This window comes from Ramlibacter tataouinensis (assembly GCF_001580455.1).
Taxonomy (GTDB): Bacteria; Pseudomonadota; Gammaproteobacteria; order Burkholderiales; family Burkholderiaceae_C; genus Ramlibacter; species Ramlibacter tataouinensis_B.
In genome coordinates this window covers 4413521-4434626 of sequence record NZ_CP010951.1, presented here as the reverse complement: position 1 = coordinate 4434626, position 21106 = coordinate 4413521, and the positions used below count along the sequence as shown (strand labels likewise).

At 66.8% G+C, this 21106-nt stretch carries 21 protein-coding genes; 8 read left to right on the top strand and 13 right to left on the bottom strand.

Annotated features, from left to right (window positions below; genetic code table 11):
- Positions 1-2 precede the first annotated feature (2 nt).
- Entirely contained in the window at positions 3-983 is a 981-nt protein-coding gene (locus UC35_RS20615) for an MDR family oxidoreductase (protein ID WP_061503974.1), read from the bottom strand.
- A 216-nt stretch (positions 984-1199) separates the two neighbouring features.
- On the opposite strand from UC35_RS20615, the gene UC35_RS20610 reads away from it, so the two are divergent.
- Positions 1200-1856: a peroxiredoxin gene (locus tag UC35_RS20610; protein ID WP_061503032.1), complete on the top strand. Its 657-nt coding sequence runs from the start codon at positions 1200-1202 to the stop codon at positions 1854-1856.
- A 310-nt stretch (positions 1857-2166) separates the two neighbouring features.
- The gene (locus UC35_RS20605) at positions 2167-2829 is read left to right on the top strand and encodes a hypothetical protein (RefSeq protein WP_145979563.1); all 663 of its coding nucleotides are present in this window, start codon (positions 2167-2169) and stop codon (positions 2827-2829) included.
- 76 nt (positions 2830-2905) lie between these two features.
- Here UC35_RS20605 and UC35_RS20600 read toward each other — a convergent pair whose 3' ends face one another.
- Together UC35_RS20600 and clpB are read right to left on the bottom strand one after the other, a co-directional pair.
- Positions 2906-3205, bottom strand: a complete 300-nt coding sequence (locus tag UC35_RS20600; RefSeq protein ID WP_061503028.1) for a hypothetical protein — start codon at positions 3203-3205, stop codon at positions 2906-2908.
- 77 nt (positions 3206-3282) lie between these two features.
- Entirely contained in the window at positions 3283-5904 is a 2622-nt protein-coding gene (gene clpB / locus UC35_RS20595) for an ATP-dependent chaperone ClpB (RefSeq protein WP_061503026.1), read from the bottom strand.
- A gap of 108 nt (positions 5905-6012) precedes the next feature.
- On the opposite strand from clpB, the gene UC35_RS20590 reads away from it, so the two are divergent.
- Positions 6013-6588 carry a hypothetical protein gene (locus tag UC35_RS20590; RefSeq protein ID WP_061503024.1) on the top strand — a complete coding sequence of 192 codons (576 nt, stop codon included), beginning with the start codon at positions 6013-6015 and terminating at the stop codon, positions 6586-6588.
- 17 nt (positions 6589-6605) lie between these two features.
- Here the strand turns inward: UC35_RS20590 and UC35_RS20585 are convergent, their stop codons facing one another.
- The 7 genes from UC35_RS20585 to UC35_RS20555 form a co-directional block, all read right to left on the bottom strand.
- On the bottom strand, positions 6606-7073 hold the full coding sequence (locus UC35_RS20585; RefSeq protein WP_061503022.1) for a molybdenum cofactor biosynthesis protein MoaE: 468 nt from the start codon (positions 7071-7073) through the stop codon (positions 6606-6608).
- 19 nt (positions 7074-7092) lie between these two features.
- Positions 7093-7344: a MoaD/ThiS family protein gene (locus UC35_RS20580; RefSeq protein WP_061503020.1), complete on the bottom strand. Its 252-nt coding sequence runs from the start codon at positions 7342-7344 to the stop codon at positions 7093-7095.
- Positions 7341-8558 (bottom strand): gephyrin-like molybdotransferase Glp, encoded by a 1218-nt coding sequence (gene glp / locus UC35_RS20575; RefSeq protein WP_061503018.1) that lies wholly within the window; start codon positions 8556-8558, stop codon positions 7341-7343. Before glp ends, UC35_RS20580 begins: the two co-directional genes overlap by 4 nt.
- Positions 8555-9088, bottom strand: coding sequence for a molybdopterin-guanine dinucleotide biosynthesis protein B (mobB, locus tag UC35_RS20570; protein ID WP_061503016.1), 534 nt, complete (start codon positions 9086-9088; stop codon positions 8555-8557). The genes glp and mobB overlap by 4 nt, the downstream gene beginning before the upstream one ends.
- Positions 9085-10500 carry a threonine synthase gene (gene thrC, locus UC35_RS20565; RefSeq protein ID WP_061503014.1) on the bottom strand — a complete coding sequence of 472 codons (1416 nt, stop codon included), beginning with the start codon at positions 10498-10500 and terminating at the stop codon, positions 9085-9087. The genes mobB and thrC overlap by 4 nt, the downstream gene beginning before the upstream one ends.
- 11 nt (positions 10501-10511) lie before the next feature.
- Complete coding sequence (locus UC35_RS20560) at positions 10512-11846, bottom strand: homoserine dehydrogenase (RefSeq protein WP_061503013.1); 1335 nt, start codon at positions 11844-11846, stop codon at positions 10512-10514.
- Between the two features lie 82 nt (positions 11847-11928).
- Positions 11929-13155 carry a pyridoxal phosphate-dependent aminotransferase gene (locus UC35_RS20555; RefSeq protein WP_061503011.1) on the bottom strand — a complete coding sequence of 409 codons (1227 nt, stop codon included), beginning with the start codon at positions 13153-13155 and terminating at the stop codon, positions 11929-11931.
- 105 nt (positions 13156-13260) lie between these two features.
- Here UC35_RS20555 and UC35_RS20550 point away from each other — a divergent pair, with 105 nt between their 5' ends.
- From UC35_RS20550 to UC35_RS20535, 4 genes are all read left to right on the top strand, one after another.
- Positions 13261-13632 carry an Mth938-like domain-containing protein gene (locus tag UC35_RS20550; RefSeq protein ID WP_061503009.1) on the top strand — a complete coding sequence of 124 codons (372 nt, stop codon included), beginning with the start codon at positions 13261-13263 and terminating at the stop codon, positions 13630-13632.
- Between the two features lie 119 nt (positions 13633-13751).
- Positions 13752-14228: a peroxiredoxin gene (locus UC35_RS20545; RefSeq protein WP_061503008.1), complete on the top strand. Its 477-nt coding sequence runs from the start codon at positions 13752-13754 to the stop codon at positions 14226-14228.
- A 220-nt stretch (positions 14229-14448) separates the two neighbouring features.
- Positions 14449-16134, top strand: a complete 1686-nt coding sequence (locus UC35_RS20540; protein ID WP_061503006.1) for a PhoH family protein — start codon at positions 14449-14451, stop codon at positions 16132-16134.
- A gap of 45 nt (positions 16135-16179) precedes the next feature.
- Positions 16180-17538 carry an MBL fold metallo-hydrolase RNA specificity domain-containing protein gene (locus tag UC35_RS20535; RefSeq protein WP_061503973.1) on the top strand — a complete coding sequence of 453 codons (1359 nt, stop codon included), beginning with the start codon at positions 16180-16182 and terminating at the stop codon, positions 17536-17538.
- Positions 17539-17548: 10 nt separating this feature from the next.
- Here the strand turns inward: UC35_RS20535 and UC35_RS20530 are convergent, their stop codons facing one another.
- Complete coding sequence (locus UC35_RS20530; RefSeq protein WP_061503004.1) at positions 17549-18226, bottom strand: sulfite exporter TauE/SafE family protein; 678 nt, start codon at positions 18224-18226, stop codon at positions 17549-17551.
- Positions 18227-18258: 32 nt separating this feature from the next.
- The gene (gene hemN / locus UC35_RS20525; RefSeq protein WP_061503972.1) at positions 18259-19641 is read right to left on the bottom strand and encodes an oxygen-independent coproporphyrinogen III oxidase; all 1383 of its coding nucleotides are present in this window, start codon (positions 19639-19641) and stop codon (positions 18259-18261) included.
- A gap of 102 nt (positions 19642-19743) precedes the next feature.
- On the opposite strand from hemN, the gene fnr reads away from it, so the two are divergent.
- On the top strand, positions 19744-20502 hold the full coding sequence (gene fnr / locus UC35_RS20520; protein ID WP_061503002.1) for a fumarate/nitrate reduction transcriptional regulator Fnr: 759 nt from the start codon (positions 19744-19746) through the stop codon (positions 20500-20502).
- Positions 20503-20534: 32 nt separating this feature from the next.
- On the opposite strand, the gene UC35_RS20515 is transcribed toward fnr, so the two are convergent.
- A complete protein-coding gene (locus UC35_RS20515; protein ID WP_061503000.1) occupies positions 20535-21086 on the bottom strand; it encodes a hemerythrin domain-containing protein in 552 nt (183 codons plus the stop codon).
- Positions 21087-21106: the final 20 nt, after the last annotated feature.

Here is a 21106-nt window from a genome sequence, read left to right as displayed (position 1 = left end):
GTTCAATGGCCGGTCCGCACGACGATGCGCCCCTTCACCTGCCCGGCCATCAGCCGGCCCGCGGCCTCGACGGCACCCGACAGCGGCACCTCGGTGGTGATTGCGTCCAGCTTCGCCCTATCGAGGTCACTCGCCAGCCGCGACCAGGCCTGCTCGCGCAGGGCCATGGGCGCCATCACGCTGTCCACCCCCAGCAACGAGACGCCACGCAGGATGAATGGCGCGACGCTCGCCGGAAAATCCATGCCCTGCGCCAGCCCGCAGGCCGCCACCGCGCCGCGATAGCGCGTCTGGGCGCAGGCATTGGCCAGGGTGTGGCTGCCCACCGCATCCACCACGCCGCCCCAGCGTTCCTTCTGCAAGGGCTTGCCGGGGCTGGTGAGCTCGCTCCGGTCGATCACGCGGGCAGCCCCCAGCGACTTCAGGTAGCCCTCTTCCGAGGCCTTTCCCGTGGCCGCCACCACCGAGTGACCAAGCTTCGCCAGCAGCGCGATGGCGACCGAGCCCACGCCGCCGGTGGCGCCGGTCACCAGCACTTCGCCATCGCCGGGCGCAAGGCCGTGCCGCTCCAGCGCCAGCACACACAACATGGCCGTGTAGCCGGCGGTGCCGATCGCCATGGCCTGCCTGGCGCTGAAGCGGTCCGGCCGGCGCACCAGCCAATCGCCTTTGAGGCGCGCCCTCTGGGCCAGGCAGCCCTTGTGTGATTCGCCGACACCGAAACCGTCGAGGATCACGGCATCGCCCGGCTTCCAGCGGGCGGAACTGCTGGCTGCCACGGTCCCCGTGCCGTCGATGCCGGCGATCATGGGCCAACTGCGTACGACGGGCGAGCGGTTGGTGATCGCCAGCCCATCCTTGAAATTCAATGTCGAGTACTCGACGTCCAGGGTGACGTCACCTTCCGGCAGGAAGCTGTCGTCGACTTCGCGCACCGTGGCGCTGAACTCGGGATCCTTCTCCAGGACGAGGGCGTTGAACATGGTTGGGCAGGCTCCTTGGGAGCCCTCCAGCATATCCAAAAGGCGATCGCTTCATTGGGCATTGCCAAATGTGCCCGACCGGGGGCGCCGGGGCCAAATGCAAATGCAGGTATAAGTTCATACCCCAGCAGGACGCGATGCCAAGGCACCGCTGTTGTTGACCCCGGCGGGGGTTCGTCCTATTGTTCCCTAGTCCCGCACCAGGAGGCTCACACCATGTCACTTCGCATCAACGACACCGCACCGAACTTCAAGGCCAACACCACGCAGGGCCCCATCGACTTCCATGAGTGGATCGGCGACCAGTGGGCCATCCTGTTCTCGCATCCGAAGGACTTCACGCCGGTGTGCACCACCGAGCTCGGCTACATGGCGCGCATCGAGCCCGAGTTCACCAAGCGCAACACCAAGCTCATCGGACTGTCGGCGGATCCGGTCGACAGCCACTCGCGCTGGCTCGGCGACATCGAGGAAACCCAGGGCTCCAAGGTGAACTACCCCATCATCGGCGACGCGGACCTGAACGTCTCGAAGCTCTACAACATGCTGCCGGCCGAGGAAGTGGCCTCCGACTCGCGCACTCCCGCCCTCAACCAGACCGTGCGCTCGGTGTTCGTGGTCGGTCCCGACAAGAAGATCAAGCTCATGCTGACCTACCCCATGACCACGGGCCGCAACTTCGACGAGATCCTGCGCGTGGTCGACTCGATGCAGATGACCGCCAAGTACAAGGTCGCCACGCCAGTGAACTGGAAGAAGGGCGAGGACGTGATCATCGCCGGCTCGGTCTCCGACGACGACGCCAAGAAGCTGTTCCCCGACGGCTGGAAGGCGCCGAAGCCTTACCTGCGCATCGTCAAGTCGCCCAATTGAACCAGGCCGACCACAGCTCCCGAAGAAGCCCGGCTCCGGCCGGGCTTTTTTTTGTTTCGGTCGTTCCCGCGGCTGCCGCCCGGGGCAGTTACGCCGGGTGCATGAAAGGGGCCATCAAGCGCCCCGCTGACTTCAGTTCGCCTGCGTAGAGGACGGAAGCCGACCGCGAGTGGCCTGGGCGAGCGGCGGATTGACCTTTGGCTATTTGTCAGGCCGTTGCCCGCAGCGCCTGAGTTTTACTTTTTGCTGAGGCATTCACTCAACGGGGGTGCTAGAAGCTCAGTTCCAGTAACGACGAAAAGTCATTGTCATGAACCGTCTGATTGCCTTTGCGGGTTTGTCGAGCGTGGCGGTCGCATGCTCGGCACAAGCTGCTCAACCATCGAAGCAGGTGGTATCGGGAGCCAACCGCACGACCTCGAGTCAACTTGCCAGCGCAACCAAACCTGGAGGACCCAATGGTGGCGGCGGAGGTGGCGGTGGTGTTGCGATGCCCCTGTTCGTCGATGCGGCCGGGAAAACCGTCGGGCGGGTTGTGGGCACCATCGGCGCTCTGACAAGCTACAACAACCGCCCATTGCTCCTGTTGCTGGCCGAGGACTTCGAACTGAATGACCCCAACGATGTGAACAGCGGATTCAGGCGGGCCGGTTGGGGCTATAGCCTGAAAGGCTTCGTCGGCGGCAACCTGTGGTATTCGTCCAGCGATTGCACGGGCACCCCGAACCTTGCGCCTCGCCTGGAAGGCGCGGGCGTAGCGCAAGTCGGTTTCCCGGTATGGGACTCTTCTGACAATCGGCACTACGTGTACATCGCCGACACCAGCGGCCCCATCACGGAAATGGTGCCCCAATCGATCTACTCAGCTGGACGCTGCTTTGGCCTGAGAGACCAGCCAGCCTCCGCAACCCAGCCGGTGCAGACTGTTGTCCCTGCAAGCACGTTCGGAACAGGTTCGATCTTTATCAGGTAGCCACGGGCGGGCCGCATCCACGTTCTGGACGCCGCGACGGCGCGCGTGGTCCCGATCCCGCGAGTCGACGCAGCGTTTACCGCAGTTCCCGCGCTTCGACGTCTGTCACGTCGGCGCGGCCTGAGCCCGGCCGGAACGGATGGGGATGCGGCGCGGGCCCAGCTTGCGGCGCGCGCCGGAACATGTCCGCGAACGGCGCGCCGGGACGCATGCGCATGACCAAGGGAGCCGCAGGCCGGCCCGTCAAGCGCACCCATCCCGCGCGCAACAGTGACAGCGTCAGCAACGTGGCGAAGGCGACGGCCAGCGCCGCGCCGAATACCAGGCCCGCGGCGAGCAGGCAGGCGCGAAGGAGCAGATTCAGGAACTGATGCATTGAACTTCGGCAGGACCGGAAGTGAACCAGCCGGAGTATGCACTCCGGCTGTTAGCTGGCAATGAGCAGCGGCCGGGTCAGAGCGTGGCCGGTTCGGCCGCCTCCTGCGCGCCGCCGAAGTGGAACACGCCCGGCTCGCGCACCGGATCGACTTCCACCCGGATCGCGCTCTTGGGCGGGAAGCGCCCTTCGAGGATCAGCTTGGACAGCGGATTCTCGATGCGCTGCTGGATCGCGCGCTTGAGCGGCCGCGCGCCGAACACCGGGTCAAAACCGACCTTGGCGAGTTCCTCCAACGCCGCGGGCGAGACCTGCAGCGCGAGATCCATCTTCGCCAGCCTTTGCTCCAGCACGTGGAGCTGGATCTGCGCGATCCGCTCGATGTGCTTGGCGTCGAGGCCGTGGAAGACCACCGTTTCGTCGATTCGGTTGAGGAACTCGGGGCGGAAATGGCTCTTGAGCTCTTCCCAGACCGCCTCCTTGACGTCTTCATAGGGCTGGCCGGCCATGGCCTGGATGCGATGCGAGCCAATGTTGCTGGTCATCACGATGACGGTGTTCTTGAAGTCCACCGTGCGGCCCTGCCCGTCTGTCAGGCGCCCGTCGTCCAGCACCTGCAGCAGCACATTGAACACGTCGTGGTGCGCCTTCTCGACCTCATCAAGCAGGATCACGCTGTAAGGCTTGCGGCGCACGGCCTCGGTCAGGTAGCCGCCCTCCTCGTAGCCCACGTAGCCGGGCGGCGCGCCGATCAGGCGGGCGACCGAGTGCTTCTCCATGAACTCGCTCATGTCGACGCGGATCAGGTGCTCCTCGCTATCGAACAGGAAGTTCGCCAGCGCCTTGCACAGCTCGGTCTTGCCCACGCCGGTGGGGCCGAGGAACAGGAAGGAGCCGGTCGGCCGGTTGGGGTCGGACAGGCCCGAGCGCGAGCGGCGGATCGCGTTGGCCACCGCGCTGATCGCTTCGTCCTGGCCCACCACGCGCTGGTGCAGGCGGTCTTCCATGAGCAGCAGCTTTTCCCGCTCGCCCTGCATCAACTTGGACACCGGGATCCCGGTTGCGCGCGCCACGACCTCGGCGATTTCCTCGGCGCCGACCTGGGTGCGCAGCAGCTGCGGCTTGCCGGCCTTGGCCTTGTCGCTTTCCTTGGCCTGCGCCTCCTTGAGCCTCTTCTCCAGCTCCGGCAGCTTGCCGTACTGCAGCTCGGCCACCTTGTTGAAGTCGCCCTTGCGGGTGAACTCCTCGATCTGCGTGCGCAGGCGGTCGATTTCTTCCTTGACCTGCGCCGATCCCTGCGCGGTCGCCTTCTCCGACTTCCAGATCTCCTCGAGGTCGGCGATCTCCTTCTGCAGCCTGGCGATCTCCTCCTCGATCAACGCGAAGCGCTTGCGCGAGGCCTCGTCCTTTTCCTTCTTGACCGCCTCGCGCTCGATCTGCAACTGGATCAGGCGCCGGTCCAGCCGGTCGATCGCCTCGGGTTTGGAGTCAATTTCGATCTTGATCTTGGAGGCGGCCTCGTCGATCAGGTCGATCGCCTTGTCGGGCAGGAAACGGTCGGTGATGTAGCGGTGCGAGAGCTCGGCCGCGGCCACGATGGCCGGGTCGGTGATCTCGACGCCGTGGTGCACCTCGTACTTCTCCTGCAGGCCGCGCAGGATGGCGATGGTGGCCTCCACGCTCGGCTCTTCGACCAGGATCTTCTGGAAGCGCCGCTCCAGGGCGGCGTCCTTCTCGATGTACTTGCGGTATTCGTCCAGGGTGGTGGCGCCCACGCAATGCAGCTCGCCGCGGGCCAACGCAGGCTTGAGCATGTTGCCCGCATCGATCGCGCCCTCGGCCTTGCCGGCGCCCACCATGGTGTGCAGCTCGTCGATGAAGACGATGGTCTGGCCCTCGTCCTTGGCCAGCTCATTGAGCACGGTCTTGAGGCGCTCCTCGAACTCGCCGCGGTACTTGGCGCCGGCCAGCAGCGCCGCCATGTCCAGCGACAGCACCCGCTTGTTCTTGAGCGACTCGGGCACTTCGCCGGCGATGATGCGCTGCGCCAGGCCTTCGACGATGGCGGTCTTGCCGACCCCCGGCTCGCCGATCAGCACCGGGTTGTTCTTGGTGCGGCGCTGCAGCACCTGGATCGCGCGGCGGATTTCCTCGTCGCGGCCGATCACCGGGTCGAGCTTGCCCCGGCGGGCCCGTTCGGTGAGGTCCAGGCAGTACTTCTTGAGCGCTTCGCGCTGCCCTTCGGCCTGCGGGTCGTTCACCGTCTGGCCGCCGCGCACGGCGTCGATCGCCGACTCCAGCGACCGGCGCGTGAGGCCGTTCTCGCGGCCGAGGCCACCGATATCCTGCTTGGTGTCGGCCACCGCCAGAAGGAAGAGCTCGCTGGCGATGTACTGGTCGCCGCGCTTGATCGCCTCCTTCTCGGCCGCCTGCAGCAGCGTCACGAGGTCGCGCCCGATCTGGACCTGCTCCTGGCCCTCGACCTGCGGCAGTTTGTGCATCGCCGCCTCGGCCATGGCCAGCAGGCCGGGCACGTTGACGCCGGCACGCTGCAGCAAGGCGCGCGGCCCATCTTCCTGCCGCAGCATGGCCACCAGCAGGTGGGCCGGCTCGATGTAGGCGTGGTCATTGCCGATGGCCAGGGTCTGGGCCTCGGCGAGGGCTTCCTGGAACTTGGTCGTCAGTTTGTCCAATCGCATGGGGAATCTCCAATTCCCTCCCAGCTTAGGCTTTCCACTTACTTTTCAAGAGGCCATGCGGAGGCCATGCAGGAGCGTACCCCCGACCCTATCTAGAATCGAATCCCGATGAAAATTCGCCAGCTGTCGGTCAACTATGTTTCCGAGCAGGATCGCCTCCTGCTGAAGGTCAATACGGACGCCTCCGAGGAGATGCGGCTGTGGTTGACGCGCCGGCTCATGGTGGACCTGTGGCCGCTGCTGAACCAGCAAGCCGCCCGGCAGCTGATCCAGCAGGAAACAGGTGGCGTGGCGCTGCAATCGGCGGATGAGGGCCTGAAGAAGATGCTGGTCGACTTCCGCAAGGACCAGTTCATGCGCGAAGCGGATTTCGCGACACCCTACGAGGACAAGCCAGCCACCCTGCCCTTGGGTCCGGAGCCGCTGCTGGTCACCGATCTCGACGTCACGCCGCAAGCCGGCGGCGGTCTGCAGCTTCATTTCTTCGAGCGCCGGCAGACGCCGGAGCAGCGCAGTTTCCGCATCCAGATGGACCTGAAGCTGATGCAAGGCCTGGTGCACCTGATCGAGCAGGCACTCCAGCGCTCCAAGTGGTCGGAACCCCTGGCCGTCGCTGCCCCCGGCGACGCCCCGCTCGCCGAAGGCCAGGACCCGGCCACGGGCAAGCCCCGCTACCTGAACTGACGCAAGGCCAGTGCGAACTAGGCGTTGCCGCCGGCGATGCCCCAGCGAGCCAGTGCCGCGTCATCGCTGGCACGGGCGTCCACCCAACGCGCGCCTTCGGGTGTTTCTTCCTTTTTCCAGAACGGCGCCTGCGTCTTGAGGTAGTCCATCAGGAATTCGCAGGCCTGGAAACTCTGGCCGCGGTGCGCCGAGGTCACCGCCACCAGCACGATCTGCTCGCCCGGCCGCAGCAGGCCGACGCGATGGATCACACGGGCCGCATAGATGTCGAAGCGTCGACGCGCCTCGTCGATCATGGCTTCGATGGCCTTCTCTGTCATGCCCGGGTAGTGCTCCAGCTCCATGGAGCGCACGCCGTCGGCGCTGCCGCGCACGGTGCCGACGAAGCTGCAGACCGCACCCACCCGCGTGTCTTCACGGCGCAGCGCCTCGGTTTCACCGGAGAGATCGAAATCGGCGGTCTGGATGGAAACGGAGAAACGCATGTTTCATTCTCCGGCGGATTCAACCGCCGGTGACCGGCGGGAAAAAAGCCACCTCGCAGCCTTCGACCAGGGTGGCGGACTCATCGCTCATCACCTGGTCCTTGGCGATGCGCACGGCCTTGCCACGGGCCAGCACCTGGGCGTAGGCGCCGCCGCGCGCCAGCAACTCGTCGCGCAGTTCGCCGCAGCTGCGGGCGGCCGTCTCGACCGCTTCGCTGCCCGGCCCGATCGCCTCTCGGATCGAGGCGAAGTATTTGACCGTGACCTTCATGCCAACAGCTCCGCCAAGGGGATGAAGGCGACCCGGTCGCCGCGCGCGATCGGGCGGCCGGGCGGGTTGTCGATCACGCCGTCGCCCCACACGGTAGAGGTCAGCACGCCCGAGCTCTGATTGGGGAACAGGTCCAGCCCGCCTTCGGCGTCGCGGCGCGCGCGCAGGAATTCGCGGCGCCGGTCGGGCCGCGGCAACTCGAAGTGCGCCGGCAGCTCCATGGCCCGGGGCGCCAGCCGGGTGGCGCCCTGCAGCTTGAGCAGGAAGGGGCGCACCAGCAGCACGAAGGTGATGAAGCTGGACACCGGATTGCCCGGCAGGCCGATGAAATGGGCGTCGGCAATGCGGCCGTACGCAAAGGGCTTGCCCGGCTTCATGGCGATCTGCCACAGGTCGAGCGAGCCCAGGGCCTGCACCGCCGGTTTGATGTGGTCTTCCTCGCCGACCGACACGCCGCCGCTTGTGAGGATCAGGTCGCAGCCGGCCGCGGCCTCGCGCAGGGCCTGCACCGTCGCCTCGCGCCGGTCCGGCACGATCCCCAGGTCCTTCACTTCGCAGCCCAGGCGCAGCAGCAGCGCGCGCAGGAAGAAGCGGTTGCTGTTGTAGATCGCGCCGGGCTTCATCTGCGCCGGGGGCACCTCGCCCGGCATGACCAGTTCGTCGCCGGTCGAGAACAGGGCCACGCGCGGACGCCGGGCGACTTCGAGGGCATCGATCCCGATGCTGGCCGCCAGCCCCAGACTCGCCGGCGTGAGCCGCTCGCCGCGGGCGAGCACCACCGCCCCGCGCCGCACGTCCTCGCCGCTGCGGCGGATCCATTGGCCCGGTTCGGGCACCCGCGAGAAGCGCACCCGGCCGTCGTCCACGGGCTCGGTGTCCTCCTGCATCACGACTGCGTCGGCGCCCTGGGGAATCGGCGCGCCGGTGAATATCCGCGCCGCGCTGCCGGCCGCCAGCGGCTGGGGCTGCGAGCCGGCGGGGATGCGCTGGCTCACCGGGAGCACCGCGCCCTCGGCCAGCTCAGCCACGCGGACCGCATAGCCGTCCATGGAACTGTTATCCTGCGGCGGCACCTGCAACTGCGACACCAGGTCCTGCGCCAGCACGCGCCCGTCGGCCTCGAAGGTGGAGACCCGGGCTGCCCCCGCCAACGGGGCCGCGTGCGAGAGCAACTGGGCCAGCGCGTCGTCCAGCGGCAGCAACCCCGGCTTCATTCGTACTTCCTTGCGTCGTAGTCGAACCTGTCGCCATTGTCTTCCAGCCACTGCGCGACGGCATCGGGATCGTTGAGGTCCAGCACGGGGCGCAGGGTCGTCTCGGGCAGTTCGGCCGGCGAGTCGGTGGCGATGGCCACGATGAAATCGTCGTCCGGGTAGAGCGCGGTCTGGCGGGACGATGCCCGCCAGACCTCGATCTTGAGCAGGTTGCTTTCCTTGAAGCCTTCGACGAGGACCCAGTCGACGCCATCGTAAAGCTCGGCAATCAGGTGATGCACGGTCAGCCGCGCGGGCCGCTCGAACTCGCGCACCAGCGCCAGGCGCCGGTCCGAGGCGGCGACCACCTCGAAAGCGCCGGCCTCGCGGTGGCGCCAGGTGTCCTTGCCCGGATGGTCGATGTCGAACTTGTGGTGCGCGTGCTTGACCACCGACACGCGGCGGCCGCGAAGCTTGAGGGCCGGAATGAGGCGCTCGACCAGCGTCGTCTTGCCCGACCCGGAGAATCCGGCGAAAGCGACGACCTTCATCGGCAGTGCGCGGCGATGAAGTCCTTGACCGCCCCGGCGTCGGCCGGCAGCACGGTGACGCGCCGCGGCAGCTTTTCCAGGCCTTCGAACTTCGCGGGCCGTTGCGGCTCGCGGCCGAGCGCCTCGACGATGGTGGCCGCGAACTTGATGGGCAAGGCCGTCTCGAGCACGATCATCGGAACGCCCGGCTGCACGAAACGGCGCGCCACCTTCAGGCCGTCCGCGGTGTGGGTGTCGATCATGACGTCGAAGCGCTGCCAGGTGTCGCGGATGGTGGCGACGCGATCGGCATGCGTGCTCTTGCCGGAGGCGAAGCCGAACTTCGCGCCGGCGGCGGCGAAGGCCGGATCGGCGCCGAGGTCGAAGCGCCCGCTGGCGGCCAGCTGCTCGCCGAACAGCGCCTTCAGGCGGGCCGCATCGCGCCCGAGCAGGTCGAACACGAAGCGCTCGAAATTGCTCGCCTTGCTGATGTCCATCGACGGACTGGAGGTCTCGTGCGTGTCGGCGCTGCCGCGCACCCGGTACACCCCGGTGCGGAAGAACTCGTCCAGCACGTCGTTCTCGTTCGTCGCCAGCACCAGGCGCTCGATCGGCAGGCCCATCATGCGGGCCACGTGCCCGGCGCAGATGTTGCCGAAATTGCCCGAGGGCACCGTGAAGCTGACGCGCTGGTCGTTCGAGGCGGTCGCCTGGAAGTAGCCGGCGAAGTAGTACACCACCTGGGCCACCAGGCGCGCCCAGTTGATCGAATTGACGGTGCCGATCCGGTACTTGCGCTTGAACTCCAGGTCGTTGGAGACCGCCTTGACGATGTCCTGGCAGTCGTCGAACACGCCCGCGATCGCGAGGTTGTGGATGTTGGGGTCCTGCAGGCTGAACATCTGCGCCTGCTGGAACGGACTCATGCGGCCGTCGGGCGAGGTCATGAAGACCCGCACGCCCTTCTTGCCGCGCATGGCGTACTCGGCGGCGCTGCCGGTGTCGCCGGACGTCGCGCCCAGGATGTTCAGCTCCTCGCCGCGGCGGCCCAGCTCGTACTCGAACAGGTTGCCCAGCAGCTGCATCGCCATGTCCTTGAAGGCCAGCGTCGGGCCGTTGGACAGGGCTTCGAGGACCAGGCCGTCTTCCAGCTTCCTGAGCGGCACGATCTCGCGCGTGCCGAACACATCCGCCGTGTAGGTCTTCGCGCAGATCGCCTTCAGGTCGGCGGCCGGGATGTCGTCGATGTAGAGCGACAGGATCTCGAACGCGAGCTCGTGGTACGGCAGGCCGCGCCACTTCGACAAGGTGGCGGCGTCGACCCTGGGATAGCGCTCGGGCAGGTAAAGGCCGCCGTCGGGCGCCAGGCCTTCGAGGAGGATCTCGCAGAAGCGCTTGCGCCCCGGATCGCCGCGCGTGGAAAGGTACAACATCGTCTGCGGTCTCAGGCCAGTTCTTCCTTGCGGATCCGCACGATCGGCGCCAGCACCGTGGGCAGGCCCTGCATCTGCGTGATCACTTCGTTCATCGTGCCTTCGCGCACGTTGTGCGTGAGGATGATCAGGTCGGTCTGCGGCACCGCCTTGGCATCGCCCGCCTCCTGCGCCTCGCCGGCCGGGCGCTGCAGCATGGCGTCGATGCTGATGCCGGCCGCCGCCAGCAGGCCTGTGACCTTGGCGAGCACGCCCGCCTGGTCGGCCACCCGCAGGCGCAGGTAGTAGCTCGTGACCACCTCGCTCATCGGCAACACCGGCGCGTCGCTCATCTGGTCGGGCTGGAAGGCCAGGTGCGGCACGCGGTGCGCGGCATCGGCCGTGTGCAGGCGCGTGATGTCCACCAGGTCGGCGATCACCGAGCTGGCGGTGGGCTCGCTGCCCGCGCCCTTGCCGTAGTACAGCGTGGTGCCGACGGCGTCGCCCTGCACCATCACCGCGTTCATCGCGCCCTCGACGTTGGCGATCAGGCGCTTGGCCGGCACCAGCGACGGGTGCACGCGCAGTTCCACGCCCTTGGGCGTGCGCTTGGTGATGCCCAGCAACTTGATGCGGTAGCCCAGCTGCTCGGCGTAGCGGATGTCCTGGGCGGCGAGCTTGGTGATGCCCTCGACGTGGGCCCGGTCGAACTGCACCGGGATGCCGAAGGCAATGGCCGACATGATGGTCGCCTTGTGCGCCGCGTCCACGCCCTCGATGTCGAAGGTCGGGTCCGCCTCGGCATAACCCAGCCGCTGCGCGTCCTTCAGGGCGGCGTCGAAGTCCAGCCCCTTGTCGCGCATCTCGGACAGGATGAAGTTGGTGGTGCCGTTGATGATGCCGGCGATCCACTCGATGCTGTTGGCCGTCAGGCCCTCGCGCAAGGCCTTGATGATCGGGATGCCGCCGGCCACCGCCGCCTCGAAGGCGACCATCACGCCGCGCCGGTGCGCCGCCGCGAAGATCTCGGTGCCGTGCACCGCCAGCAGCGCCTTGTTGGCCGTGACCACGTGCTTACCCGCATCGATCGCCTCCATCACCAGCTGCTTGGCGATGCCGTAGCCGCCGATCAGCTCGATGACGATGTCGATCTCGGGGTTGGCGATGACGGCGCGGGCATCTTTGACCACCTGCACACCCGGCCCGGCAAGCGCCTGCGCGCGTGCGGTGTCGAGGTCGGCCACCATGGTGATTTCGATGCCGCGGCCGGCGCGGCGCTTGATTTCTTCCTGGTTGCGCTTGAGGACGTTGAGCACGCCGCTGCCCACGGTGCCTGCGCCCAGCAGGCCTGCTTGGATCGGTTTCATGCCGCCTCCCGACGAGCCGCCTCTAGGGAGGCGGTGGCCCCCTCGGGGGGCAGCGAAGACACGAAGTGCTGAGCGTGGGGGTTCATGACGTATGACGCTTACGGTAACTTTCGAGGAACTTGGCGATCCGGTTGATCGCCTCGCGCAGGTCGTCCTCGTGCGGGAGGAAGACGATGCGGAAATGGTCCGGCGAATGCCAGTTGAAGCCGGTGCCCTGCACCAGCATGACACGGGTTTCCTGCAGCAGTTCCAGGAAGAACTGGCGGTCGTCCGCGATCGGGTAGACCTTGGGGTCCAGCCGCGGGAACATGTACAGGGCGGCGGATGGCCTGACGCAGCTGATGCCCGGGATGGCGGTGATCAGTTCGTAGGCCAGGTCGCGCTGGCGCCGCAGGCGGCCGCCCTCGCCCACCAGCTCGTTGATGCTCTGGTAGCCGCCCAGCGCCGTCTGGATCGCGTACTGCCCCGGAACATTGGCGCAAAGCCGCATGTTGGTGAGCATGTTCAGGCCCTCGATGTAGTCGTGGGCGTGCTTCTTGTCGCCCGTCACCACCATCCAGCCCGCGCGGTAGCCGCAGGAGCGATAGCTCTTGGAGAGCGAGTTGAAAGTCAGCGTCAGCACGTCGTCCGACAGGGTGGCGATCGGCGTGTGCTTCACGCCGTCGTACAGCACCTTGTCGTACACCTCGTCGGCCAGGATGACAAGCCCATGCTGGCGGGCAATGGCGACGATCCCGCGCAGCAACTCATCCGAATACAGGGCGCCGGTCGGGTTGTTGGGGTTGATGACGACGATGCCCTTGGTGCGCGGCGTGACCTTCTTGCGGATGTCGTCCAGGTCGGGCATCCAGCCATTGCTTTCGTCGCACAGGTAGTGGACCGGCGTGCCGCCCGACAGGCTGGTGGCCGCGGTCCACAGCGGGTAATCGGGCGCGGGCAACAGCAGTTCGTCGCCATCGTCAAGCAGGGCATTGGTGGCCATGGCGATCAACTCGCTCGCGCCATTGCCGAGATAGATGTCATCCAGCACCACGCCCTTGAGACCCTGCTTCTGGGTCTCGTGCATGACGGCCTTGCGGGCGGCGAAGATGCCCTTGCTGTCCGAGTAGCCTGCCGAGTTGGGCAGATTGCGGGCCATGTCCTGCTGGATCTCTTCGGGGGCGTCGAAGCCGAACACGGCCAAGTTGCCGATGTTCAGCCGGATGATCTTGTGGCCCTCCTCTTCCATCCGGCGGGCGGCGTCCATGATCGGGCCGCGGATGTCGTAGAGCACGTTGGCCAGCTTGGCCGATTTCTGGACGGTTTTCAAAAGCCCCTCCTGAAGGCGCTTTTCGAGTGGAAAAGCTACAATTTGACCATAGTTCGGGCTCAGCTTAGTGCAGCGCAACAATAGAAACGAGCCCGGCTTCCTTAAATGAAGCTGCAACCCGATTCTTTCGATGTCCAGGCCATCACCGGCTACGGCCCCGGCTGGGTCGGCGTCAATGGTGAAAAAATCCACCACAGCGTGATCATCGGCTCCGGTGGCGAACGTCTGGCGTGGCCGGTACAGCGCTTTGATGAGCTGGGCCAGGAGCACTTTGCCCTGCTGGCCACCGTCCCGGCCGAGGTCGCCATTTTCGGCAGCGGTTCACGGATCCGCTTCCCCAAGCCGGCCTGGCTGGCGCCGCTCATCGAGAAGAACGTCGGGCTGGAGACCATGGACACGGCGGCGGCCTGCCGCACCTACAACATCCTGGCACAGGAGGGACGCCGCGTGGTGGTTGCCCTCCTGCTTGAGCCGTAAGGCCTGAGCTCGGTCAGCCTGAGACTGCGCGTTTCGGGGTAAAATCAGGGGTTCGTCGGGGCAATCGCCGCCCCTGCGTCCCTGCCACGAGAAATCCTGTCACACGAGAAACAAATCCCATGGCAATCGTTGTCAACAAGCCCATCCCCGAGTTCGAAGCCAACGCCACCGGCGGCATCAAGGTCACGAACACCTCTCATTTGGGCCAGGTGCTTGTGCTTTATTTCTACCCCAAGGACAACACGCCCGGCTGCACGACCGAGGCCATGCAGTTTCGCGACAAGTACAAGGATTTCGTGAAGGCCGGCGCCACCGTGTTCGGGGTTTCCCGCGACAACATGAAGTCCCATGACGACTTCAAGGCCAAGCTCGAGCTTCCTTTCGAACTCATTGCCGACACCGAAGAAAAGATGTGCCACATGTTCGGCGTGGTCAAGAACAAGATCATGTACGGCAAGAAGGTCAAGGGCATCGAGCGCAGCACCTTTCTGATCGGCGCCGACGGCGTCCTCAAGCAGGAATGGCGCGGCCTGAAGGTTCCCGGGCACGTGGATGACGTGCTCAAGGCGGTGAAGCTGCTGAAGAAGGCGGCGTGAGTATTTCGGCGCACATAACAACGGGTCGATAAGGAGCCTGACGTTTTGTAGCAACAAGCGCCGCCCTGTCATTGTGGGCCCAAGGCGCTTGTGCATAATGAATTCATGCAGTTGACCAAGGCGCACCGCGCCGTCGCCGCTGAACCAGACCAAAAAGCCGCCCGGCTCGCCAGGCGGCTTTTTCGTTTCTTGAAGTCCTCATCCGGTAAGCCACACCTCCATGCCACTGCCTCCCGCACCCACCAAGCGCGCCGCCCTGCTCCCGCCGGAAGCCTTCGACGCTCCGGCCCGGTCCTCGCACAGGACGGCGCGAAAAGCGGAGGCTGCGCACGCTGACGGGCCCCTCGCCGACACGCCCGTCGTGCTCGACTTCGACCCGCGCAGCGGCGGCGGCGAGTCGCACCCCGAGGCGCTGTTCCGCGAGGACGTCGAGACCTATACGCACGCCGAACCCCCGGCTCGCAAGCCCGTTCCGGCCCAGCCCGCGCCCAAGGCGGCGCGCAACGGCAAGGCCACCGGCCCGGGCAAGCTCTTCGTGCTGGACACCAACGTCCTGATGCACGACCCGATGAGCCTTTTCCGGTTCGAGGAGCACGACATCTTCCTGCCGATGATCGTGCTGGAAGAGCTCGACGGCCACAAAAAGGGCACGACGGAAGTTGCCCGCAACGCCCGCCAGGCCAGCCGCTGGCTGGACGCGCTGGCCGGCGCGCAGGGTGCCGACATCGGAACGGGCCTGAAGCTCAACACGACCGGGCACCCGGAAGCGCGCGGCTCCCTGTTCTTCCAGACACAGACCTTGTCGAACAAGCTGCCGGCCAGCCTGCCGCAGGGCAAGGCCGACAACCAGATCCTGGGCGTGGTGCAGGCGCTGCGCGAGCAGCACGCCCCGCGCGAGGTGGTGCTGGTGTCCAAGGACATCAACATGCGGGTCAAGGCGCGCGCCCTCGGCCTGGCCACCGACGACTACCAGAACGACAAGACGCTCGACGACCTCGACCTGCTGTACTCGGGCACGCTGGCGCTGCCGGCCGACTTCTGGGCCAAGCACGGCAAGACGGTGGAGAGCTGGCAGACCGGCCAGCACACCTTCTATCGCATCAGCGGCCCCATCGTGCCGAGCCTGCTGATCAACCAGTTCGTGTTCTTCGAGTCCCCCGGCGAGCCCAGCCTGTATGCGCGCGTCACCGAGATCCGCGGGCGCACCGCGGTGCTCAAGACGCTCAAGGACTACGGCCACCTGAAGAACGCGGTGTGGGGCGTGACCACGCGCAATCGCGAGCAAAACTTCGCCATGAACCTGCTCATGGATCCGGAGATCGATTTCGTCACGCTCACCGGCACCGCCGGCACCGGCAAGACCTTGATGGCGCTGGCTTCCGGGCTGACGCAGGTGCTGGATGACCGCCGCTACACCGAGATCATCATGACCCGCGCCACCGTCAGCGTGGGCGAGGACATCGGCTTCCTGCCCGGCACCGAGGAGGAAAAGATGGGGCCGTGGATGGGCGCGCTCGACGACAACCTCGAGGTGCTGGCCAAGACCGACACCGGCGCCGGCGAATGGGGCCGCGCTGCCACCAACGAGCTGATCCGCAGCCGCATCAAGATCAAGAGCATGAACTTCATGCGCGGCCGCACCTTCCTGAACAAGTACGTGATCATCGACGAGGCGCAGAACCTCACGCCAAAGCAGATGAAGACGCTGATCACGCGCGCCGGCCCGGGCACCAAGATCATCTGCATGGGGAACCTGGCGCAGATCGACACGCCCTACCTCACCGAGGGCTCCTCGGGCCTGACCTTCGCCGTCGACAAGTTCAAGAGCTGGCCCCACGCAGGGCACATCACGCTGGCGCGCGGCGAGCGCTCGCGGCTGGCGGACTTCGCCTCCGAAGTGCTGTGATCTGAATCAAGGCCGGACGCCGCGGGGGGTGCACACTCCGCGGTGATGCGACTTCACTTCCTCGGCGCGACCGGCACCGTCACCGGGTCCAAGTACCTCATCGAGCATGGCGGGAGGCGCCTGCTCGTGGACTGCGGCCTGTTCCAGGGCTACAAGGAACTGCGGCTTCGCAACTGGTCGCCGCTGCCGGTGGAGCCGCGCTCGATCGACGCGGTGGTCCTCACGCACGCGCACATCGACCACAGCGGCTACCTGCCGCTGCTGGCGCGCATGGGCTTCCGCGGCAAGGTGCTGTGCAGCCCCGCCACCTTCGACCTGTGCCGCATCCTGCTGCCGGACTCGGGTTTTTTGCAGGAGGAGGAAGCCGAGTACGCCAACCGCCACAAGGTGACCCGGCACCAGCCGGCGCTGCCGCTGTACACCCGCGAGGATGCGGTGCGTTGCCTCGAACTGTTCTCGCCGCTGGCCGCCGGCCATGGCGTCGAAGCCCTGCCCGGGCTGCACCTGGAACTGGCGCACTCGGGACACATGGTGGGGTCCAGCTTCGTGCGGCTGCAGGGCGACAAGCGCTCCATCCTGTTCTCCGGCGACATCGGCCGGCCGCACGATCCGGTGCTCAAGCCGCCGGCGAGCATGCGGGGGGCGGATTACCTGGTGCTCGAATCGACCTACGGGAACCGCCCGCACCCGCAGCACCGCAGCTTCGAACAACTCGCCGCGGTCATCCAGCGCACGGCCGCGCGCGGTGGCGTGGTTGTGATCCCGGCCTTTGCGGTCGGCCGCGCGCAAGCGCTGCTTTATGGCATCCATCGCCTGAAAGCGGCCGGAGCGATTCCCGATATCCCCGTTTACCTGAACAGCCCGATGGCCGCCAACGCCATGGAGGTCTACCTGAAGCACCGGGATGAACTGCGGCTGTCGGCGCAGGAATGCCGCGAAGTTGCCGGCGCCGCGCACATCGTGGGCTCGCCCGAGGAATCGGAGCGGCTCAATGGCCGGCGCGGCCCGATGATCATCATCGCCGCCAGCGGCATGGCCACCGGCGGACGCGTCGTGCATCACCTGAAGGCCTTCGCGCCGCACCAGCGCAACGCCATCGTGCTGGCCGGCTACCAGGCCGGCGGCACGCGCGGCGCCACCATCGCCTCGGGCGCGCGTTCGGTGCGCATCCACGGCCAGGAGGTCCCGATCCGGGCCGAAGTGGCGCAGCTCGACGACCTGTCGGCGCATGCCGATGCCGGCGAGATCCTGCAATGGCTGCGCGGCTTCAGCATCGTCCCCCGCCGAACCTTCATCACCCACGGCGAGCCCGACGCCGCCGACGCGATGCGCCAGCACATCGAGCGCGAGCTCGGGTGGGAGGTTCACATGCCGTACTACCTGGAGTCGGTGGACCTGGCCTGACGGTTGGCTGTCAAGCGAGCCCGCACCAGACCGCGATGCGGTGCCACAGGTCCACCCAGAGCGCGAACACCGCGGCGACGATCAGCAGCAGGCCCGAGATCCGGGTGCCCCACCGGTCGCGGATGCGGTTGCCGGTATCGCGCACCGTGCGAAGCAGGCGCGGCGCGGCGGCCAGCCAGAGGCTGCTGCCGGCGGCGAACAGTGCCATCGACAGGGCGCCGTCGAGCGGCCCGCCGCTCAGCGATGCGACCAGCAGGGCCGAGTACAGCAGTCCGCAGGGCATGAAAGCCCACAGCACACCGGCCGTGAACTGGCCGCCGTTGCGCCCCGCCAGCGGCCGCATCCGGTTCCACACCGTGCGCCCCGCATTGCTGACCCACATCGGCTGGCGGGCCAGCGCCAACAGCATCAGCCCCCAGGCCAGGATGGCCGCATGGAACAGGGTCCAGACGGGACGCAGCGCGGCGGTCTGCTCGACCAGCCAGGCGAAGCCCTGCACGGTCTGGGCGGCGATCGCGCCCGCCACCGAGTAGCCCACCAGGCGTCCAGCCTGGAAGATCCAGGGCGACAGCGAGGGCTGCTTGCCCATGCGCACCACGCCCGCGCAGGCCGCGCCGCACATGGCCGTGCAATGCGGCCCCCCGGCCAGGCCCATCAGCAAGGCGGTGGCGGCGAGCGTCAGGGACATGGGCGACCTTGGGGCAGTAGTGGATGCGACCCCTAGATGATGCGCGAAAACCGTGCGCGGTTGCGGTCGGCTTGCACGTAGCGGTCGAACACCATGGCAATGGCGCGGACCACGTACCAGCCCTTGGCCGTGACCTGGATGCCGCTCTCGTCGACCGTCACCAGGCCCATGCCTTCGTGCTCGCGCAGGGCTTCCAGCTCGGCTTCGAAGTACTCGCGGAAATCCAGCAGCCAGGCCAATTCGATCGATTCGAAGACCACCTGCCCCTGGCACATCAGGCCCATGATCACGGCGCGCCGCGCCAGGTCGTCGCGCGACATCGCCAGGCCGCGCACGACCGGCAGCCGGCCCTGGTCGAGGTGGTCGCTGTACTCCTCCAGCGTCTTGGCGTTCTGGCTGTAGGTGGCCCCGATGCGGCCGATGGCCGAAACCCCCAGCCCGATCAGGTCGCAGTCCGGCTGCGTGCTGTAGCCCTGGAAGTTGCGGTGCAACCGGCCCTGGCGCTTGGCGACCGACAGTGCGTCGTGCGGCAGCGCGAAATGGTCCATGCCGATGTAGGTGTAGCCGACGTCCTGGAAGACCTTCAGGGCCTGGGACAGCATGGCGAGCTTGTCGCCGCCCACCGGCAGGTCGGCCGAATGGATGCGCCGCTGCGGCTTGAAGCGGTCCGGCAGGTGCGCATAGCCGTACAGCGCGATGCGGTCCGGGCGGATCTGCGCCACCTTCTGCAGCGTGCGGGCGAAAGTCTGCGGCGTCTGGCGCGGCAACCCGTAGATCAGGTCGACATTGATCGAATCGAAGCCGGTGGCGCGCGCCGCTTCCATCAGCTCCGCGACCTGCTCGAAGGGCTGGACCCGATGCACCGCCTGCTGCACATCGGGCTCGAAGTCCTGCACGCCATAGCTGATGCGGTTGAAGCCCAGCTGGGCCAGGTGGTCCAGCCGCTTGGCATCCACGGTGCGCGGGTCGATTTCGATCGAATGCTCGCCGCCGGGTACCAGGTTGAAATTGCGGCGCAGCATGGCCATCAGCTCGCTCAGCTCCTCGTCCGACAGGAACGTGGGCGAGCCGCCGCCCAGGTGCAGCTGGGTCACCGGCTGGCCCTGGCCGATCTGCTGCGTGTACAGGTCCACCTCACGCGCCAGCGAGCGCAGGTAGGCCGTGCCGCGTTCGTGCTTCTTGGTGATGATCTTGTTGCAGGCGCAGTAGTAGCACAGCGACTCGCAGAACGGGATATGCACGTACAGCGACAGCGGCAGCGCCAGGGCCGCCGGCCCCGCCCGGCGCTGGGCCAGGGCCTGGGCCAGGTCGGCGTCGCCGAACGCCTCGACGAAACGGTCGGCGGTCGGATAGGACGTATAGCGCGGGCCTGGGATGTCGAAACGACGCAGTAGCTCGGGAGAAACGGGATTCATGCTTCGGTATGCCTCGCCGCCACTGTGACGCGTGCCCAGTCGGTCGGGCTTGACCTGCATCAAGCGAGACGGGACGGCGGCCGGGAGAATTTGACACAAATCATGAAGATCCTTTCACCCACCACCGAAGCGCCCGCTAGCATCGCCGCGGCGCTGAGCGTCGCCTGCTCGAAATGCAATCTGCGCGAACTGTGCATGCCCGTCGGGCTCAGCGACGAGGAGCTCGGCAAGATCGATGAGTTGGTGGCCACGCGGCGCAAGATCAAGCGCGGCGGCGCGCTGTTCCGCAACGGCGAGCCGTTCAAGTCGCTGTTCGCGATCCGCACGGGCTTCTTCAAGACCTGCGTGACCGCCGAAGACGGCCGCGACCAGGTCACGGGGTTCCAGATGGCGGGCGAGATCATCGGCCTGGACGGCATCGTCAACGACCAGCACACCTGCGACGCCATCGCAATCGAAGACGCCGAGGTTTGCGTGATGCCCTTCGACCGCATCACCGAGCTGTCGCGCGAGGTGAACGCGCTGCAGCACCACGTGCATCGCATCATGAGCCGCGAGATCGTGCGCGAGCACGGGGTCATGCTGCTCCTGGGGAGCATGCGGGCCGAGGAGCGCCTCGCCGCGTTCCTGTTGAATCTGGTGCAACGGCTGCACGCCCGAGGCTTTTCCCGTTCGGAGCTCGTGCTTCGCATGACGCGCGAGGAAATGGGCAGCTACCTGGGGCTGAAGCTGGAAACCGTCAGCCGCACCTTCTCGAAATTTGCCGATGAGGGAATCATCGAGGTGCGCCACCGGCACCTGCGCATCCTCGATGCCGATGCGCTGAACCGCCTGGTAAACCCGCCGCCAGGCCGCGAGTAGACGGCCCCCTGACAGCCGGATCCGTCCGGCGCTCAGATGTGGGCGGCGGGCACCGCCGCGTGCCGCATGTGCAACGACATGCCCAGCGCCGCCATGTGGTTTCCGTTGCGACCCAGGATGTCGCGGGCCAGGGGCAGGAAGTCGCGCTCTTCGAGCTCGGCGTGCATGCCGTAGACCTCCGCCAGCAGCTTCACGGCGTCCTCGCGCAACTGGGACGCCTTGCCGGCCGCTGCATGGCTCACTTCGGGCCGCAACTTGCGCCACAGCGCTTCGATCTCGCGGTGTTCGTCCGTCAGCTGCCGCACCAGCGCCTGCACGCGCTCATGCTCGGCGCCGGGCCTGGCGCTGCGCAGGACGGCCGTGAACAGCTCCTGCTCCTCTTCGGCATGGTGCACCTGCACTGCATGGTCGAGCAGCGCCAGGGTTCGCCGGGCGATGCTGCGCGCGCGTTGCGCCGCATCCTGCAAGGGCGGCAGCTCGGCAAAGTCGCGCAGGCCCGACAGGATGCCGGCGTGGCAATCGGAAAAGCCTTCGATCGGTCCCGGGCCCTGCGCTGCGTCTGCGGACCCCGTGGCGGCATTCATCGCATCCTCCTGTTCGCATG

Excerpts from the sequence above, each read along its gene's own strand:
- clpB (WP_061503026.1), bottom strand. The coding sequence starts at position 5,904 with ATGCGATTGGACAAACTGACGACCAAGTTCCAGGAAGCCCTCGCCGAG.
- thrC (WP_061503014.1), bottom strand. The coding sequence starts at position 10,500 with ATGTTGTACCTTTCCACGCGCGGCGATCCGGGGCGCAAGCGCTTCTGC.
- UC35_RS20580 (WP_061503020.1), bottom strand. The coding sequence starts at position 7,344 with ATGAAGGTCACGGTCAAATACTTCGCCTCGATCCGAGAGGCGATCGGG.
- UC35_RS20535 (WP_061503973.1), top strand. The coding sequence starts at position 16,180 with ATGCGACTTCACTTCCTCGGCGCGACCGGCACCGTCACCGGGTCCAAG.
- mobB (WP_061503016.1), bottom strand. The coding sequence starts at position 9,088 with ATGAAGGTCGTCGCTTTCGCCGGATTCTCCGGGTCGGGCAAGACGACG.
- UC35_RS20530 (WP_061503004.1), bottom strand. The coding sequence starts at position 18,226 with ATGTCCCTGACGCTCGCCGCCACCGCCTTGCTGATGGGCCTGGCCGGG.
- UC35_RS20600 (WP_061503028.1), bottom strand. The coding sequence starts at position 3,205 with ATGCATCAGTTCCTGAATCTGCTCCTTCGCGCCTGCCTGCTCGCCGCG.
- UC35_RS20585 (WP_061503022.1), bottom strand. The coding sequence starts at position 7,073 with ATGCGTTTCTCCGTTTCCATCCAGACCGCCGATTTCGATCTCTCCGGT.
- UC35_RS20615 (WP_061503974.1), bottom strand. The coding sequence starts at position 983 with ATGTTCAACGCCCTCGTCCTGGAGAAGGATCCCGAGTTCAGCGCCACG.
- UC35_RS20605 (WP_145979563.1), top strand. The coding sequence starts at position 2,167 with ATGAACCGTCTGATTGCCTTTGCGGGTTTGTCGAGCGTGGCGGTCGCA.
- UC35_RS20560 (WP_061503013.1), bottom strand. The coding sequence starts at position 11,846 with ATGAAACCGATCCAAGCAGGCCTGCTGGGCGCAGGCACCGTGGGCAGC.
- UC35_RS20550 (WP_061503009.1), top strand. The coding sequence starts at position 13,261 with ATGAAGCTGCAACCCGATTCTTTCGATGTCCAGGCCATCACCGGCTAC.
- UC35_RS20540 (WP_061503006.1), top strand. The coding sequence starts at position 14,449 with ATGCCACTGCCTCCCGCACCCACCAAGCGCGCCGCCCTGCTCCCGCCG.
- fnr (WP_061503002.1), top strand. The coding sequence starts at position 19,744 with ATGAAGATCCTTTCACCCACCACCGAAGCGCCCGCTAGCATCGCCGCG.
- UC35_RS20590 (WP_061503024.1), top strand. The coding sequence starts at position 6,013 with ATGAAAATTCGCCAGCTGTCGGTCAACTATGTTTCCGAGCAGGATCGC.
- hemN (WP_061503972.1), bottom strand. The coding sequence starts at position 19,641 with ATGAATCCCGTTTCTCCCGAGCTACTGCGTCGTTTCGACATCCCAGGC.
- UC35_RS20545 (WP_061503008.1), top strand. The coding sequence starts at position 13,752 with ATGGCAATCGTTGTCAACAAGCCCATCCCCGAGTTCGAAGCCAACGCC.
- UC35_RS20515 (WP_061503000.1), bottom strand. The coding sequence starts at position 21,086 with ATGAATGCCGCCACGGGGTCCGCAGACGCAGCGCAGGGCCCGGGACCG.
- UC35_RS20610 (WP_061503032.1), top strand. The coding sequence starts at position 1,200 with ATGTCACTTCGCATCAACGACACCGCACCGAACTTCAAGGCCAACACC.
- glp (WP_061503018.1), bottom strand. The coding sequence starts at position 8,558 with ATGAAGCCGGGGTTGCTGCCGCTGGACGACGCGCTGGCCCAGTTGCTC.